At 38.5% G+C, this 16263-nt stretch carries 17 protein-coding genes and 1 pseudogene; 8 read left to right on the top strand and 10 right to left on the bottom strand.

Annotation, left to right across the window (positions count from 1 at the left end; translation table 11 throughout):
• Positions 1-51: 51 nt before the first annotated feature.
• Entirely contained in the window at positions 52-981 is a 930-nt protein-coding gene (locus ACM0OS_RS20150) for a caspase family protein (RefSeq protein ID WP_414544978.1), read from the bottom strand.
• Between the two features lie 52 nt (positions 982-1033).
• Here ACM0OS_RS20150 and ACM0OS_RS20145 point away from each other — a divergent pair, with 52 nt between their 5' ends.
• Complete coding sequence (locus ACM0OS_RS20145) at positions 1034-2245, top strand: hypothetical protein (RefSeq protein ID WP_414544977.1); 1212 nt, start codon at positions 1034-1036, stop codon at positions 2243-2245.
• A gap of 122 nt (positions 2246-2367) precedes the next feature.
• Here ACM0OS_RS20145 and ACM0OS_RS20140 read toward each other — a convergent pair.
• The 3 genes and pseudogenes from ACM0OS_RS20140 to ACM0OS_RS20130 all read right to left on the bottom strand — a co-directional run.
• Positions 2368-3180, bottom strand: a pseudogene (locus ACM0OS_RS20140) (ISAs1 family transposase); the annotation flags it as partial.
• A complete protein-coding gene (locus tag ACM0OS_RS20135; RefSeq protein WP_414544976.1) occupies positions 3117-3464 on the bottom strand; it encodes a hypothetical protein in 348 nt (115 codons plus the stop codon). The pseudogene ACM0OS_RS20140 and the gene ACM0OS_RS20135, both read right to left, overlap by 64 nt.
• A gap of 20 nt (positions 3465-3484) precedes the next feature.
• The gene (locus tag ACM0OS_RS20130) at positions 3485-3697 is read right to left on the bottom strand and encodes a hypothetical protein (RefSeq protein ID WP_414544975.1); all 213 of its coding nucleotides are present in this window, start codon (positions 3695-3697) and stop codon (positions 3485-3487) included.
• 312 nt (positions 3698-4009) lie between these two features.
• Here ACM0OS_RS20130 and ACM0OS_RS20125 point away from each other — a divergent pair, with 312 nt between their 5' ends.
• The gene (locus tag ACM0OS_RS20125; protein ID WP_414544974.1) at positions 4010-4282 is read left to right on the top strand and encodes a hypothetical protein; all 273 of its coding nucleotides are present in this window, start codon (positions 4010-4012) and stop codon (positions 4280-4282) included.
• Between the two features lie 394 nt (positions 4283-4676).
• Here the strand turns inward: ACM0OS_RS20125 and ACM0OS_RS20120 are convergent, their stop codons facing one another.
• Positions 4677-4949, bottom strand: coding sequence for a cupin domain-containing protein (locus ACM0OS_RS20120; protein ID WP_414544973.1), 273 nt, complete (start codon positions 4947-4949; stop codon positions 4677-4679).
• Positions 4950-4971: 22 nt separating this feature from the next.
• Positions 4972-5337, bottom strand: coding sequence for a Mo-dependent nitrogenase C-terminal domain-containing protein (locus tag ACM0OS_RS20115; RefSeq protein ID WP_414544972.1), 366 nt, complete (start codon positions 5335-5337; stop codon positions 4972-4974).
• A gap of 1145 nt (positions 5338-6482) precedes the next feature.
• Here ACM0OS_RS20115 and ACM0OS_RS20110 point away from each other — a divergent pair.
• The 4 genes from ACM0OS_RS20110 (at position 6483) to ACM0OS_RS20095 (ending at position 10303) form a co-directional block, all read left to right on the top strand.
• Positions 6483-7682 carry an MFS transporter gene (locus ACM0OS_RS20110; protein ID WP_414544971.1) on the top strand — a complete coding sequence of 400 codons (1200 nt, stop codon included), beginning with the start codon at positions 6483-6485 and terminating at the stop codon, positions 7680-7682.
• A 103-nt stretch (positions 7683-7785) separates the two neighbouring features.
• Positions 7786-8409: a Uma2 family endonuclease gene (locus tag ACM0OS_RS20105; RefSeq protein ID WP_414544970.1), complete on the top strand. Its 624-nt coding sequence runs from the start codon at positions 7786-7788 to the stop codon at positions 8407-8409.
• A 145-nt stretch (positions 8410-8554) separates the two neighbouring features.
• Positions 8555-9385, top strand: a complete 831-nt coding sequence (locus ACM0OS_RS20100; protein ID WP_414544969.1) for a metallophosphoesterase — start codon at positions 8555-8557, stop codon at positions 9383-9385.
• Positions 9386-9472: 87 nt separating this feature from the next.
• Positions 9473-10303 (top strand): metallophosphoesterase, encoded by an 831-nt coding sequence (locus ACM0OS_RS20095; RefSeq protein WP_414544968.1) that lies wholly within the window; start codon positions 9473-9475, stop codon positions 10301-10303.
• A gap of 876 nt (positions 10304-11179) precedes the next feature.
• Here ACM0OS_RS20095 and ACM0OS_RS20090 read toward each other — a convergent pair.
• Positions 11180-11443, bottom strand: a complete 264-nt coding sequence (locus ACM0OS_RS20090) for a helix-turn-helix domain-containing protein (protein ID WP_414544967.1) — start codon at positions 11441-11443, stop codon at positions 11180-11182.
• A gap of 344 nt (positions 11444-11787) precedes the next feature.
• Between ACM0OS_RS20090 and ACM0OS_RS20085 the strand changes: the two genes are divergently transcribed.
• Positions 11788-12762 carry a carbohydrate kinase family protein gene (locus tag ACM0OS_RS20085; protein WP_414544966.1) on the top strand — a complete coding sequence of 325 codons (975 nt, stop codon included), beginning with the start codon at positions 11788-11790 and terminating at the stop codon, positions 12760-12762.
• A gap of 42 nt (positions 12763-12804) precedes the next feature.
• Here the strand turns inward: ACM0OS_RS20085 and ACM0OS_RS20080 are convergent, their stop codons facing one another.
• Both ACM0OS_RS20080 and sfsA read right to left on the bottom strand, forming a co-directional pair.
• Positions 12805-13290, bottom strand: a complete 486-nt coding sequence (locus ACM0OS_RS20080; protein WP_414544965.1) for a gluconokinase — start codon at positions 13288-13290, stop codon at positions 12805-12807.
• A 34-nt stretch (positions 13291-13324) separates the two neighbouring features.
• Entirely contained in the window at positions 13325-14050 is a 726-nt protein-coding gene (sfsA, locus tag ACM0OS_RS20075; protein ID WP_414544964.1) for a DNA/RNA nuclease SfsA, read from the bottom strand.
• Between the two features lie 220 nt (positions 14051-14270).
• On the opposite strand from sfsA, the gene ACM0OS_RS20070 reads away from it, so the two are divergent.
• Positions 14271-14942 carry a 2OG-Fe dioxygenase family protein gene (locus ACM0OS_RS20070; protein ID WP_414544963.1) on the top strand — a complete coding sequence of 224 codons (672 nt, stop codon included), beginning with the start codon at positions 14271-14273 and terminating at the stop codon, positions 14940-14942.
• Position 14943: 1 nt separating this feature from the next.
• Here the strand turns inward: ACM0OS_RS20070 and ACM0OS_RS20065 are convergent, their stop codons facing one another.
• Complete coding sequence (locus ACM0OS_RS20065) at positions 14944-16092, bottom strand: DUF711 family protein (protein ID WP_414544962.1); 1149 nt, start codon at positions 16090-16092, stop codon at positions 14944-14946.
• Positions 16093-16263 lie beyond the last annotated feature (171 nt).

Below are 16263 nucleotides of genomic sequence, written 5' to 3'. Positions count from 1 at the left end.
TCTCAAATTGTTGCCACATCTCATCTTCAACTGCCTTGTCACCCGTTAAGCTTAATTACCGTCTCCAATCCGCAAGCCATTAGCTTGACCAATGTTGATGTTGTATTTTCCACGCTGCTGTACATTCTGGGTGATTTGGTTATTAGTACCTTGCTTATTAAAATCCCCAGGTTCAGGCTCAATCTCTGGTTCACCTTCAAATGGCAATCCTTTCGGTTCAGTTTCACCGCCTGCATAGTATGCCAAAACAAAGTTATCCGCTTGCTCAAAATTTAAAATAGGATGCTGGCGATCGCGTGTTCTTCTCGGTACTACCTCACGCGCATACATGGCTAAATCTGCAACCCGCACATAACCATCTTTTTGGGAAGCACCTTTACCTGCTAAAGCTTCAATTAAAGCCAGCGTAAAAGCACTATAGGGTCTACCTGCAAAAGATTTTTCCTCAGCTTGGGAGGAGGCGATCGCAACTCGTCCTTTACCTTGATTAAATAAAGCTTGCGCCTCTGGTGGAAGTGGTGCTTTTTCGGCTTCATAGCCTAGTGTTGATGTATCGCCTAAGCCACCGGCATGGCAACAGTCCAGTAATACTAACAGCTTTTTGGCAGAAATTGCCTGAAGTTTAGTGATGAACTCCATACCACTAATGGCACTTTTATATAATTTACTCTGGTCATAACCAAAAGGCATCAGGTAATACGCTTCACCGATGGGACTATTGACTTGATAGCCATGCCCAGAAAAATAGACAATTACCGTGGAATCAGGTGTAGTTGATTTAGCTAATTGGTCTAAAGCGGCAAGGATTCCATCTCGGTTTGCCTGTTCCTTAGTCAATAAATGTACCTGTTCAGGTGAATAAGCACAGCGTTCCGGGTCTTTGAGGATGTTGGCAAGACCGACAGCATCATCTACGGTGTTGGGTAAATCACCACCAACCCCAACAATACAGGCATGACCTTGGCTAAAGAGTGAGTTCACTTTTGATTAGGTATTAGGTAGTGTGGCTATAATTTAGCACTTATCTTCATTTATGAAAATTAGCTCTTTTAATATTCTAAAAATACTATTTTTATCATTGATGATTTCAAGAAAATATCCGTCTGTGGCTCAAGCAGAGATTATAACTAACCCTAAAGCCATTACAATCAACGCAACCAGAGGAGAAAGCTTGACCCGCACAATTACACTATGGTCAATTGAGAAAGTAAGTAATGTTAAAATGGTCACTTTAGATTTATTGAGTGCTGATAATAGTTCTGTTTTACCAGCAGGGACAATTACAATCGCATCATCGCCTACTCAAATTAATCCACAAGAATTGATGAGCTTGCCAATTCAATTTAATTTCCAGAATGCTCGTAGTGGAGAGTTTACAGGTGAAATAGCATTGACTTATGAGGGAGGTGGAAAAACTATTCCTGTGATTGTCAGACTCAAAGACCCGTGGCCATTACCTCTGACCATATTAATATTAGGAATTATCATAGGCATGGTCGTTTCTGCCTACAGTAACCAAGGTAAGTTAAATGATGAAGTGACAGTTAAATTAGAGAATTTGCATATCCAAATTGACTCTGACAAAACAGAAGCACGCTCATTTTGGTTACGGGCTGATATGTATCTCAATGTTGCTAAACAAGCGCGTGATGCTAAACAAATTGTTGAAGCACAAACAGCCTTGAATAATACCAAAGAAGTTTGGCATAAGTGGATAAATCAACGCCCTAATTGGCTGATCCAGTTTCATTATTATGATCAACTTGTTCAACGCCTCAATCAAGATGATCTAAAAAACACATCTATTTTTTATATTCAAGCAATAGCAAGAGATTTAGACCAAGTTTTACAAAATGCCCCTGTTCTCTCAACACCTAATGAACTACAAAAACTTCTAGATAAACTATCCCAACAAATTAATACTTATATCCAAATTAAAATACAGTTAGAAAAAATGCAAAATTTGATGTCAGGTTTAGAAGATAGTAATCAACGCTATGAATGGGAAGATAAAGCATCAGACTTAACGCAGGAATTATATATAATATTGCCCTCTCAAGAAGCAGAGATAGAGGTATTAAAATCAAAAATTGATACATACATTGAAACAATAAAAGGGTTAGAAATTCAGGCATTTGAAATAGAAAAAGGCATTAAAAAAAAGGCATTAAAATTAATTCAAAAGCAATTCTCATGCAAGCCCCATCAGTATGGGAGGAAAAAAATTCACAAGTACCATTTTTGACCAAAACAGGAAGGGCGATCGCCAGCTTATGGCAAACTGCTAATGGTCGGTTGAAATTGTTTTACCTCTCCAGTTATCTAATTTCTTTTACGGTGCTGGCAGGCAGGGTAAGAGCATCTCAATCAGGCTTGACACAAGGAATCAGAAGAATCTAAAGTATTGTCAATGAAACAACAGAGAACCTGAATCATATAATTGTTATCCATAGCAGTGCGTTTCATTTTTTGACGAAGACTACGTTTGTAGGACTGTTCAAGGTTAAGAGCATTGAGAGCAAAGCGTCGTAAAAGAGAAAAGTTTTGAGGACTGTGGAAAGAACGAATGCGACAAGCATCTTCTGCAAAAGTACAATCAAGGGTCCAATGAGCCTGGTTTTCAATGCCCCAATGTTTTCGGATAGCCCGGCCGATAAATTGAGCATCACTTTTTAAAGAGGTGAGATAAAACTGAACTTCACGGGTAGTTTTATTCCAAAGGTGACGCACGCGGACGACCATAACCACGCTTTGGAGTCCTGCCCATAATTTAGGTTGATAAAGTTCATCAATCGCCGTCACAGGGACAGTCCAAACTTCACGAATTTCGGTGCGGTGATGTCCTTTTTCAATACGTTTGTCATAACTAACATTAATCCCCGAAAATTGCTGTGCAAGCGCAGTGTCAAACCATTCTTTGACTTGAGAATAGAGCGTGGGATGGTTGGCTTTCAGTGCCAGAACATAATCAGCTTTTTTGGCGATAATCTGTTTGGCAATTTCAGTTTGTGTCCCCATTGCATCAATGGTGATGATAGCGCCGGTGATATCTAGTAACTCTAATAATGCGGGAATTGCCGTAATTTCATTGGATTTATCCTCGACTTTCATCTGTGCTAACACCAGATGTTGTTCACTTGCCCAGGCACTAATGACATGAAGTGCTGATTTACCCTGGTTGCCAGCACCGTAAAAGAAATTAGATAACTGGAGAGGTAAAACAATTTCAACCGACCATTAGCAGTTTGCCATAAGCTGGCGATCGCCCTTCCTGTTTTGGTCAAAAATGGTACTTGTGAATTTTTTTCCTCCCATACTGATGGGGCTTGCATGAGAATTGCTTTTGAATTAATTTTAATGCCTTTTTCTATTTCAAATGCCTGAATTTCTAACCCTTTTATTGTTTCAATGTATGTATCAATTTTTGATTTTAATACCTCTATCTCTGCTTCTTGAGAGGGCAATATTATATATAATTCCTGCGTTAAGTCTGATGCTTTATCTTCCCATTCATAGCGTTGATTTTCTCTTTGAGGTCAGAAAAAGTATTTTTAGTAATTTTTACATAATTTCTATCTAGCTCTATATCACTCAACACTGCTTCATCGCCTGGAACTGTAGCATTATTCAAATCTACTAAAGCAATGAATTCTAACCACGCGTTGAGAATCCCTTCTACTTTACTGGCTCTGTTCAAAACTTCCTCCAGTTGGACACTAGCAGTTAAATTTAAAATATGGTCATGAATTAGCAATAATTTTTACTAATTTCAATTGATAAATAATATGTATCATTTTTTGAATCCTATTCAGCAATAACCGCTAAATATCTTTAAAAAAGCTAAAATTTAACTTCATATAATGAGAGAAAATTAGAGTTTTTTTATTAAAATTTGCATTTTTTGTTACCAGAGATACAGAAAATGGTAAACATCAAGAAATTGGGAAAATGGCTTTTGCGTTACAAGGAGAATCAAAAATAGGATATTGGATAGCGAGGAGAGAATAATGTGGCTAACCATGATGATCTGAGTGACATTATTGACCGCATTCTGAAGGGTAATCAGACTGAGGCGGATATTGAAGAACTCAGGCGATCGCTCACAATAGTTGATGGAATCTTACAGTCAGTATCCGAAAATGGTAAGTTCAACAATAATATTGGACACATAACTGGGGGAGAGTTTCACTTTGGCGATCGCATTTACCAAGGCACAGATGGAGAAGCAATTAGAGAAATAGATAGTAATTCTGTGATGCCGAAATCATCTAAAGCTTGTTGACAAGCTCTGTTTTCATCTGCTTTGGAGGGTTTTTATACATATCAAATAGAAAATTACCTTCTATAACTATGCCACGTAAGCTATGGTAAGCTATTAAATTTCTTAGTGACCTTTATACCTATTTGTCTAAAAACCGTCGAGTGAGGTTTACCCAAAAGATTTTACTGGAATACCTCGTGCGATTTTTTAGTTCCGTCGAACTCACGTTAACTCATAGTCTCTGAGCAACCGCAGACACCCCATGCATGAGCTAACCAAAAGTATGCTCTATTACCTAACATTGTTAGAGCAAGACAACGCTATTGGTTTTGGTTTTGATCTCGAACAGATGATTCCTCTTGCACCTAGGTATGGTTTTAACATTTTACATTTCCAGGCGCAATATCTGAAATAACTAACCAAAGCAATAATGTTTTTTGACGTCGCTTGTAATTTCCCATGTACAAGACAGGCCAGCGGGAAAAGTTACTAAATCACCTTTACCCATTTTCACTGGTTGTCCACCATCAGGTGTAACAATGACATTACCTAGCAAAAAATAACAAATTTCTTGAGTATCATACGTCCAGGGGAATTTGGAGACTTCTTTTTGCCAAATATCCCATTTCAAAACACCTAACTGGCTGAGACGTTCTTGACTGGGTTGATGCTCAATTGTAATTTCCATGCCGTGTTTTCTCAGTTGATGTTTAGCAGTAGGATTGAATATCCTCTCCACACTGATCTACTAAATAACACAAAGCGCGAAAACGCAAGCCGACAAATTGATCGTAAAGTGGATTGAGCTTACACATGGGTGGAATGTGAGCTATTTTGCGACCAAATAGTATTACCTCTCGCTCGAAGGGACACTGAGCCGGAATTAATTTAGCAATAAAGTGAGCGAACTTACGATTTGAAATTTCGATTTTGTCGAGCCTGTTTCGTAAGGGTTGCAAAAAATCACATTTAGGTTTAACTAATTGGCTTTTACTGCCTATTGAATGGTTATTTCCTACTTCTGAATTTTTAATAAAAGCAGGTAGAATAATATGCTGTTTATCTGTTTTGAGCATAGTTCTAAGCAAGGCTTACCTTGTATTGATCAACTTTCGCAAATCTTGAGTATTACCATGCAATCTATGTTGGGAATTTGTATTGTGCTTAGAAATGCAAAAAGGACAAGCACCGAGTGAGTAATTTGCATAGAAATTGCTGGTAAATAGTCCGCTTATTTAATATTAAAACTCACTCAATACAAAATAATTGTCCCGTTAAATACAAAATAACAAAGAAAATATAAAAATAGTATTCCATTAACTTATTGATTGTTAGTATTCAGATTAGCGATCCCCAATGTGAGATGTAAATTTATAGTCTTGAAAATACACAGTATACAAGAATGCATTTTTGTAACCAAAAATACAAGATATTTCAGCTATAGGTAGCTTTATAGCGATTCCCGGACTAATTAAAATCTCATTCTAGGGCATTGTGTATAAAATAAAAAGTTATATATGTTACATAATTTGACCTGAATATTATGGAATTAGTTACATCAGAGTGTTTGATAAGTTATAGCTAATTTGATTGTCCTAGAGACTGAATACAAGTTAAAGGAAAGCATTATACTGGAAAATTTAGATAAAATCAGTCTTTTTTGCCAAAAACAGATTTAAAAGTCAAAATTAAACTAAAAGACTTATTTCAGGATGTCTTTTGCTCCACTTTGCCTACGAGTGATGGGATATTTTTTTTGATAATTTTCTGAGTTTCGCTGACCAGATTTATATATAAAATTAGTTGATTATGAACAGTTGATCAGATGTAATCTGTCATAGGGAATAAATATCTAATTTGCATATACAACTCATTAACTAACAAATAAAATAGGTCGTAATTGCCAGGGAATTGCAATTTACTGTAGTGGCGATCGCTTACTTAAATTAATGCGACTAAATATCAGCTATTTCCAGTTCATATCCTTAAATGCCAGAATATTATAAAACCAGCATTTTGTAGTATCTATCAAGGTTTGGATGTTTTGAATAATACCAACAAAAATCATACATATACTTCATTAGTATAATTTTATTTGTGTTGTTTTGTTGTCTACAAAGTACTGTTGGCTAAATTTAAAAATTATGCATTTTTTAATGCTATTTGACTCTTAGCATTTGTCATACAATAACTTCACCGATCAAAGAGAGTAAGGCAAATCATGGTGAACTCTTTCAATACTCGTCCTGAAATCTTATGGCGACAAGTTTGGGGATTAGCTGCTTTATTGGCAGCAATTATCCTCAGTTGGATGGCATACGGTTTTTATCAGCCGATAATTTTACAGGAACTAGATTTTGTTGAACTAGCGGGTTGGCTGGGAATCGTGCAAGGCTTACTAGTAGCAATTATTGAACCTTTGATTGGCAGACTTTCCGATCGCCTCCAACAGCGTTTAGGCAGCCGTTTGCCCATGATTAGTATGGGGGTGGTGTTAGCAGGTTTGATTTTTGTCACTGTCTCGTTATTAGTGGAAAGGAATCTACCTGTAGGTATACGTTGGATCTTTCCAGTGTTGATGACGGCTTGGGTAATCGCCACGATTATTTTTCGTGGCCCGGCGATCGCACTGTTAACCCAATTCGCACCGCTGACAGAATTACCCCAAGCTAATGCCATTCTGGTGTTTGTGTTGGGATTAGTGGGGGCCATTGGTGTGATGTGGGATACTTTACTTTACAGTATGGGGGCTTCGATTACTTTTCTGATGGGAGCGATCGCCTTAATTTTGGGCGCATACATGTTGCGGTTGTTCACTCCCCAGCAATCTTTTAATGTCTTGACTTTAAATCAAGATCCATCTGCTAAAACTCCCACGGTGTTGTTAATTTTGATTTTTGTCATTGGTTTGGCTACAGGCTTTGAAGTGAATCTACTACTATCGATATTTCCCCAAGAATTGCAAACTCAACTACCGGGACTGAAGGTAGATTTTATTACTGCTGAAATACTTTTGGTGTCTGCGATCGCTTCTATTCCTGTGAGCGAATGGACGACGGAACTGGGTGCAAATAAGTCTATGTTACTGGGTGTCGGGACAATGACAGGCTTAATGGGGCTGACTTTGTTAAATGATCACAATATTATAGTTGTCGGATTAATACTGGCTTTTGGCGTCAGTTTGAGTATAGTTTTAATTAGTATAATTCCTTTAGTATTGAGTAAAATACATCCACTTCAGGCAGGTTTAGGTACTGGATTATATTTTGGTGGTAGTGCTGGTGGTACTGCGATGGTTTCTTTGTTAATGAAGCAAATTGGCATATCATCGGTAGGAGCATTTTTGTTAGCTGAAGTGGCTTTTTTAATAGTATTTTTATGTATTTTTTTGAGTAAAAAAATTCAGTTATTGAATTACTGAGTATTGCAGATGAATTTATCGATAATAGAGTGGACGAAAAAATAAAGCTAAACTCGATTTAAGATAGGGCCGCAATCCAGTCAATCAACACGAGTATAAATTTATGACTCAAGCCTTAACCAAACAAGTAACTTTTGATGAATTTATTGATTGGCTACCAGAAAACTCAGAGGTACGCTATGAACTACATGATGGAATAGTTATCGAGATGCCCAAGCCGACTGGAAAGCATTCAAATGTGACTGGTTTTCTGATAGAAGAATTGCTCCTAACCATCATCCACATGGGTAAACGCGGTATTTGGACAATTCCTAGAGAATCGATTGTCAAAACTAGCAACGAAAATTCTGGCTACGAGCCAGATATCATTGTTTTAGATCAGCAAGCTTTAGCTAGCGAAACCCGTTGGGATCGCGAGTCAATTATTGAGAATGCTACGAGCGTGAAGTTGATTGTTGAAGTAGTCAGCACTAATTGGCGTGATGATTATCACAAAAAACTGGCTGATTATGAGGAAATGGGCATTCCCGAATATTGGATTGTAGATTACGCCGCATTGGGCGGAAGGGCGTTTATCGGTAACCCTAAACAGCCGACTATCTCTATCTACCCGTTGATTGAAGGTGAGTATCAAGTTAGTCGGTTTCGGCAAAACTCACTGATTCAATCACCAACATTCCCAGATTTAAATTTGACAGCTGATCGGGTTTTTCAGATAGGTAGGTAAGTAAGGAGGTAATAATAATGCACCTTCTGAAAACATATCTACAGCCCTTCATGAATTTTTCAAGAATTTCATTAGCTGGCAACAGTTATGAGGATGAATTTTCGTTAAGCTATAAGCTCTATAATCGGAGTTTACTAAACACGTTATGCACTCGTTGTTATCTGGGCCGTTGAGTATAGAGCAATTAACGGTTAAGATTGCGGGTTTGCCTGCATCATTACAAGGTAAAAAATTGGTGCAGATGTCGGACTTTCACTATGATGGTTTGCGACTGTCGGAAGCAATGTTAGCAAAGGCGATCGCAGCTAGCAATAAGTTCAACCCAGATTTAGTTTTATTGACTGGTGATTATGTAACCACAGATCCAGAACCGATTCACACCCTAGCTTTACGACTCAAACAGCTACAAAGTCAGGCTGGTATTTATGCGGTACTGGGTAATCATGATCTCTATTACAAACACTCAAGAAGCGAAATTACCAATTCCCTAACTAGCATCGGGATTCACGTCCTGTGGAATGAAATTGCTTATCCTTGGGGAAAAGAATTACCATTGGTAGGACTAGCAGATCGTTACTCACGAGAATATCATCCTGCATCACTGATGAATCAACTCGACCCTGACACACCCCGAATAGTTTTATCTCACAACCCTGATACTGCGGAGTTTTTGCAAGCATGGCGGATAGATTTGCAATTATCTGGTCATACTCACGGGGGTCAAATTATCTTTCCCGGATTCGGGCCGATGCTACTTTGTCATAAAAAAATTATGCAAAATATTCCCACAAAAGTGCGCCGTCGCTTTCCTTGTCTGCGAAGAAAATCCCTTGTAATCTCCCATTGGGAATGGGCGCAAGGGCTACATAAAGTAGGAAATAATCAATTATATGTCAATCGGGGGTTGGGAACTTATCTACCCGGACGTTTATTTTGTCCACCTGAAGTTACAGTAATTACCCTGCAAGGTGAATAAATTAGCCGGAAATTTGGGTTTTGATTCAAGATGTATTTTGATTTTTGGTAAGCTGTAAACGCTGGTATGAGGAGTCTCTGTTGCACTATGCATTGGTTGTTTACGGGACGTTTAAGTATAGATGAATTAACGGTTAAGATTGCGGATCTGCCACAATCTTTGCAAGGGACAAAACTAGTGCAATTGTCAGATTTTCACTACGATGGGTTGCGGCTGTCTGAAGAATTATTAGCACAGGCGATCGCAGCTACTAATGAAGCCGAACCTGATTTAATTGTATTAACCGGCGATTATGTCACCGATGATCCCACACCCATCCACCAACTAGCATTGCGACTTAAACATTTACAAAGTCGTTGTGGCATTTATGCCGTACTTGGTAACCATGATATACATTACAACCACTCACAAGCCGAAGTTACGTCTGCTTTAACTAGAATTGGCGTTCACGTCCTGTGGAATGAAATCGCCCATCCTCTAGGACAAGAGTTACCAATAGTAGGATTAGCTGATTATTGGTCACGGGAATTCAACCCCGCACCCGTAATGAACCAACTCTATTCTGGTACACCCCGCATTGTTCTATCTCATAACCCAGATACTGCCAAGATATTGGAAAAATGGCGAGTAGATTTGCAACTATCTGGACATACCCACGGAGGTCATATTGTGATACCAGGAATTGGCCCTGTAGTTCTTTATTATAAAAAGCTCCTCAAACAACTTCCCAAAAAACTGCGGCGTTGGGTACCCTTTTTACTGGGAGATTGTTCTAAAGTAGTGCGATATTGGGAGTGGGCAAAAGGGTTTCACCAAGTTTCCCATAATCAGTTATATGTGAATCGTGGTTTAGGAACTTATCGTCCAGGGCGCTTATTTTGCCCCCCTGAAGTTACTGTAATTACTTTAATTAGTTAATTAATAGTTATTAGTTATTTCGTGCAAATTTGCTTTAAATACCAATTATAAACCGCCACAAGTCACGATGGGAAAGTATCAGTAACTTAATGGCGGCTTATTAAACATGCAATCGTTCGAGAAAATTGAGAAAACAGAGGAAAATAACTCAACTAAGGTGGACAATATTCGCAATCTTTGGTGTCAAAATAAAGCATCCTTGATTCCAATAGACATATATTTCTCGCTGTAAGTTCAAAAACCTCCAAATAATCAATAAACTCAAGGTGAAACAACTTCAGAGGATGCTAAAAATTAATCATGATTGCGAGCATACTAGAGCGGGAGGTACAGGCTCTAATCTTTAGGTGTTGGGTTAAAGTTAAGTAACTTTTAACCTTTTCGTACCTTGTTCTTAATGTAGCATTCGCCTATACAAGTGGAAAGTATATTTACCAAACTTGAATACCGTTAATGTATTGCAACAATTCGAGTATCTTTCTTCATCATCAATCTACTTGATACTTACACAAAGAGTTGCTGAGTGTATCAAATAGGTCAGTGATTACAAAGTTTTATTGAGCAGAGCCTTCATCTATAATGTTTGCGTCTGTTTTTGAATTACCATTAACCACTTGAGGTGGAGTGATTGGAGCAGTGTCAACAGTTGAACCCCTAGTACAGTCATGTTAACTGTACTAGAGGCGGGGAGCAGCCTTGCACGATAACCAACAGGTGATAATCTGTGTTACTTGATTTAGACGTCAATGAGAACTTACGCTAAAGATTCACATGAAAATAAAGGCGTGATCAGAAGAGCAACGAGTAAAACTAATCGTGTTACTAGACGTTATCGATATCGATATTGTTTACTACACGCCATCGACAACCAATTGTCTAATCGGTTTGGTTGGGTAGAAGACAGCAATTGACGTCATTCAAGCAGACTTTACCCCACTGCAAAGCCCAGCGGACAAGAGCTACTCGGTTTTCCGTTTGGGTTTTCGTGAGGATATTGCTGATATGGTTATCAACTGTTCGTTTACTAATTTCCAGTTTGACTGCAATCTCTTGGTTAGTTAAGCCAGTGGCCACTAAGTCGATAATTTGCAGTTCTCTGTCTGACAGACTAACAGGGGTCTGAGACTCGCCACCAGCCATGACTTTTTCTATCCTCCGTTGGTATATGTACTTAATCGCTCTTTTTAATTCTAGAAGATTCTTTTGTTGAGCGGGTTTCCAGTAATAACAGTAATGCGATTGACTATATTTTCTTTATATTTGCACTGCCATGCATAATACATACGAAATTTAGTATTCTTTATTACTTGAAATTAAATAAATTACGTTTAATTACTATATATTAACTAGAGATGTGTCTGACGATAGTAGCAAAAAGTGCCAGTTTGTTCTATTTAAGACTGGCGACAGATAAGTCAAGATTGTTGTAGATTTTATACTAGAATTACTAACTCGAAAGCGAAAATATCAGATTCTGAAATGAAATGAGTAATCCCCGTGTTTTATGCCTTGGTGAAATTTTGTTCGATTGTTTAGCTGATCAATTGGGACTCAAGCTAGAAGAAGTGAAGTCCTGGACTCCCTACCCAGGTGGTGCGCCAGCTAACGTAGCCTGTGCTTTGGTAAAGTTGGGAACATCCTCAGGTTTTATCGGGGCCGTTGGTGAAGATGAACCAGGAAATACATTAGTCAAGCTATTAGAAGATGTTGGTGTAGAGACGACAGGGGTGCAACGTCATCCTACAGCACCAACAAGGCAAGTTTATGTGGTGCGGGATCTGGCAGGCGATCGCAATTTTGCCGGATTTGGTAAGTATGACACCTCAGAATTTGCCGATACCCGTTTGCAAGCTCATAAATTACCCCCTTTACTGTTTCAAGAGGCAGACTTTTTGGTTTTGGGTACTTTGGAATTAGCCTATCCAGAAAGCGAAAAAGCAATCTATCGCGCCTTAGAATTAGCAGAACAATACGACTTGAAGATTATTTTGGATGTCAACTGGCGTCCTGTATTTTGGCAAGATGCCAATATCGCGCGTGAAAAAATCCAAGCAATCTTGAAGCGCGTTGATTTTCTTAAACTCTCCAGAGAAGAAGCGGAATGGCTATTTGATACTACAGACCCTGGCGCTATTACTTACCGCATGGATTCTATTGATGGGGTGCTGGTGACAGATGGGGAACATGGTTGTGCTTATTGTTTAGGTGAAAACGAAGGCAATTTACCTTCTTATCCCATAGAGGTTGTAGATACTACTGGCGCTGGAGATAGCTTTTTAGCAGGATTTATCCATCAGCTAAGTCAACATGGGATTCAAGGCTTACAGGATGCAGAAATAGCCAAAACTGTTGTTGCTTACGCTAATGCTGTGGGCGCACTGACTACTATTAAACCAGGTGCGATCGCTTCTCAACCCACGGCTGCGGAAATGGATGCTTTTTTGTCTTCACATCAATAGGAAGGGAGTAGGGAGTGGGGAGTGGGGAATTAGGAATTGGGATTAAACTTCTAGGGCTTTTCTGATGTTCTGTACGATTAACTGGGGTGGTTGAGAAATATCTACACATATAGCATCATCAGGCTCCTCAAGGGTATCTAATTGGCTGTTGAGGAGTTTTTCTGACATAAAGTGATTTTGGCGCTTTAACAGTCTTTTTTGCAGGACGTCTAAACTACCTTGGAGATAAACTATCTGGATGCCTTCGTTATCTAGTAGCAGGTATTGGCGATAATTAGCTTTGAGGGCTGAACAGGCTAAGACTACATTTTGATTTTCTTTTAACCATAAGGCGATCGCAGTTTGCAAGTCTTTGAGCCAGGGTTTTCTGTCAGTATCATTGAGGGGGATACCCAGGAGCATTTTTTCGATGTTGTCTACTGAGTGAAAATCGTCAGCGTCTTTAAATTCCCAGTTTAATGTATCGGCTAGTAGTTGCCCGACGGTGGTTTTTCCCGAACCGGAGACACCCATGATGAGAATTATCATTGTTTTTAACGCAGAGGTACGCAAAAAGTGTAGATTATATTTTGAGTTTTGCTAAACCTATGTAGCGTATGCCTTCTGGAGAAACGTGAAAACGGCATGGTAGGACTTCTAAACCAAGGGCGATCGCACTTCTTAAGAGTTTACCATATACTGGGTCTGTAATATCACCAGGGGCAAACTCAGTACAATCACCTCGGTTAATGAAGTACAACATAACGGCCCGTGTTTGGGGTAGAAGCGCTGTGAGTTCGCGTAGGTGTTTTTGTCCTCTTGTGGTTTCGGTGTCGGGGAATACTGCTAAGGTTCCTTGGGCCCAAGTTGTATTTTTAACTTCTAGATAAATTGGCGGTTGTTCTGTACTACCTGTGAGGTAAAAGTCCACACGGCTTTTTTTATCTTGTCCATACACCACTTCGCCTTTAATTTGGCTATAGTCCCCTAATTTGGGGAAGAGGTATTTAGCTAAAGCTAGTTTGACTATTTTATTAGGTAAAACTGTATTTATCCCTACCCAGGTTGGTTCGTTGTCGTGTACCTGAATTAATTCTAGGGTGTAGGCTAATTTGCGCTGGAGATTATCACTTTTGGAAACCTGTACTGCACTCCCAAGAGTGGAAACGCCTGTCATGGGGCCGGTGTTAGGACAGTGTGCTGTGACTATTTCGCCGGAATCAAGTTGAATATCAGCAAAAAAGCGCTTGTAGCGCTTCAGAAGGATTCCCGAATATAAGGGTGGGTAGCGGTAAAGCCAGTCAGTCATGATCAAATTTGTTTACTGTGAGTAAATATACGTTGATTGTTCACCCATTTGCCCCCATCTGCAAATATCTTTCTCCAGGTGACTAACTCACATATCACAATTTGTCAATTTCTGTAGTCAATTTGACGACAATTTAATAAAAAGTCGCATATACTCGGTGATATAAGCCTCTCATCCAGATACTTGGACGAGAATTGAAATTTGGAAGTAGGTAAATCCTATGCAACAAGTATGGGAATCAACGGAATTAGAATATGCCTTTTTGTTTACTCTACGAAAGGTCAATTCTTTAAATCCAGAAAATTTCAAGTCTTTTTTTCATAATCTACCTGTTGATCCTTACATCAAAGGTAATTATCGTTTGCGAAGATTATCTCGGTTTATAGCTTCAGGGGATAAGTTAATTAAACTACCTCATGGCTACTTGTTTCAAGGTAAAGATTACAATCCCCTATTAGGTGATATTAAACGAGAGTTTTCTGAGTTAGATGATGGACTTATAGAACTTGAGAGTTTTAAACATCTGGTTTTAGCATTTAGTGATTCTTGCAAACTACATCCTGAGGCTGAAATTGGAGTTCATCAAATTAGAACTATCTGTTCTCCTCATAATTTGGGTAATCCTGCGCCTGAAGGCATCCATCAAGATGGTACTGATTTTATTGGTATTTTTTCGGTGAATCGAGAGAATATTCAAGGCGGAGAAACTCATTTATATACGGCTAAAAAAGAAAAGCCTGTGTTTAGTAAGGTTTTAAATCCAGGAGAACTTTTATTAGTTAATGACCATGAATTTTTTCACTTTACTACTCCCATAAAACCACAAGTAGAGGGACAGGGAATCAGAGATGTTTTTGTGCTGACTTCTCCTAGTTTATTGATTGATTATTAAGTTAATCTACTGCAAAAATTTGACAATCTACAAGATATGGGGAATTGAATGTAGTCATTTCCCCAGCTTTTTTATCAGGGATGGGAAATAATCTTGCTGATAAGGGTTTATTGAGTTTAATAGCTAAAGTTGCCAAATCTATCAATATGCCAGCAATTTTGTCAATTGTAATATCGCCGGGAATGGGAACTGTATCTAGTCCACAGCCACACACTGCTGAATATAATAATAAATTAGTCAGATTATAGGTTTTTTCATTTGCTCTTGTGGCTAACCCAACATCTTCGCATACTGGAAGCATTAAACCAGAGTAGCCGCAAGTTTTTACAGATACGTTTTTTAATACACGCGTTAACATTCCAGAAATAGCTAAGGTTCCTGGATGTCCAAATTTACCGTTCATTAATTGTTCATAAGCAAAGGTAATACTATTTTTTTTATCTAAAGATGGTGCGAGAGATGTGTCAATACCATGATAATTAATGATAAATTTTGAGGATATTTCTGTGGCAATTTTGGCAATTATTTCTAGTTCCACTGCTAATATCGATTGTAGTTTTTGTTCGGCATCCTGAATATTATCGGTTTGGGTAAATGCCTGAGTGACTAATTCACCTAATTCTAAACCAATGGCAAAGGATATTTCACCGCAATGGTATGAAGTTGGGAAAAAGGGAATATCTGGTTGACAATTTGCCCATGCACAATAACGAAAGTTACCATAACCATTTTCGGTTTCTTGGGCAATACGTTGGATACTTTTGGCTGATTCCCAAGCATTTTTCCAGTTAATACCTGTTTGTTGGTCACCGATTTGGCTGGAACAGTAAATAATTGATGTATGTTTGTTAATATCAGGAATTAAGGCTATGGCTTCTGGTGTGCTGGCATGACCGATATTGAAAAAATTAATATCTAAATTTTGACAGATTTGTTCTAAATTTTGAATTTTGTTAATAATCTCAATTTTTGAAAAGTCTGATAGATATTCTTCCCAAGAATTAGTAGTGATTCTGGTGGTTTGAACTGCGTATCCCTGTTGTTCAAAGATTGATTTTGCTTGCTGGTTAAATTCGTGGGCTTGTTTAATTTTATCAGTGGCTTTAGGGGACGGAAGTGATATTCCAGTGGTGATGGTTCTAATTTTCATTTTTATTAAACCGCCAAGACGCCAAGGACGCAGAGAAATGAAGGAAACGGAATTTGAGGGATAACAACAAAAGCAAATTATACTTGGCATCACCGTGCCAAAACGGAAAAATTGTACGCGCTTGGCTGTAATCCTTGTACAGCAATAGTTTCTGCCCTGCCTTTCTGAGGT

Source organism: Nostoc sp. CCY0012 (assembly GCF_963920855.1).
In the GTDB taxonomy this organism is placed as follows: Bacteria; Cyanobacteriota; Cyanobacteriia; order Cyanobacteriales; family Nostocaceae; genus Cyanocohniella.
Note: the sequence above shows the minus strand (reverse complement) of the source record. Positions and strands in the feature narration are given on the sequence as shown.

Bases quoted from the DNA above. Each gene is read 5' to 3' on its own strand.
- ACM0OS_RS20145 (WP_414544977.1), top strand. From the start codon at position 1,034: ATGAAAATTAGCTCTTTTAATATTCTAAAAATACTATTTTTATCATTG.
- ACM0OS_RS20120 (WP_414544973.1), bottom strand. From the start codon at position 4,949: ATGGAAATTACAATTGAGCATCAACCCAGTCAAGAACGTCTCAGCCAG.
- ACM0OS_RS20115 (WP_414544972.1), bottom strand. From the start codon at position 5,337: ATGCTCAAAACAGATAAACAGCATATTATTCTACCTGCTTTTATTAAA.
- ACM0OS_RS20110 (WP_414544971.1), top strand. From the start codon at position 6,483: ATGGTGAACTCTTTCAATACTCGTCCTGAAATCTTATGGCGACAAGTT.
- ACM0OS_RS20105 (WP_414544970.1), top strand. From the start codon at position 7,786: ATGACTCAAGCCTTAACCAAACAAGTAACTTTTGATGAATTTATTGAT.
- ACM0OS_RS20100 (WP_414544969.1), top strand. From the start codon at position 8,555: ATGCACTCGTTGTTATCTGGGCCGTTGAGTATAGAGCAATTAACGGTT.
- ACM0OS_RS20095 (WP_414544968.1), top strand. From the start codon at position 9,473: ATGCATTGGTTGTTTACGGGACGTTTAAGTATAGATGAATTAACGGTT.
- ACM0OS_RS20090 (WP_414544967.1), bottom strand. From the start codon at position 11,443: ATGGCTGGTGGCGAGTCTCAGACCCCTGTTAGTCTGTCAGACAGAGAA.
- ACM0OS_RS20085 (WP_414544966.1), top strand. From the start codon at position 11,788: ATGAGTAATCCCCGTGTTTTATGCCTTGGTGAAATTTTGTTCGATTGT.
- ACM0OS_RS20080 (WP_414544965.1), bottom strand. From the start codon at position 13,290: ATGATAATTCTCATCATGGGTGTCTCCGGTTCGGGAAAAACCACCGTC.
- sfsA (WP_414544964.1), bottom strand. From the start codon at position 14,050: ATGACTGACTGGCTTTACCGCTACCCACCCTTATATTCGGGAATCCTT.
- ACM0OS_RS20070 (WP_414544963.1), top strand. From the start codon at position 14,271: ATGCAACAAGTATGGGAATCAACGGAATTAGAATATGCCTTTTTGTTT.
- ACM0OS_RS20065 (WP_414544962.1), bottom strand. From the start codon at position 16,092: ATGAAAATTAGAACCATCACCACTGGAATATCACTTCCGTCCCCTAAA.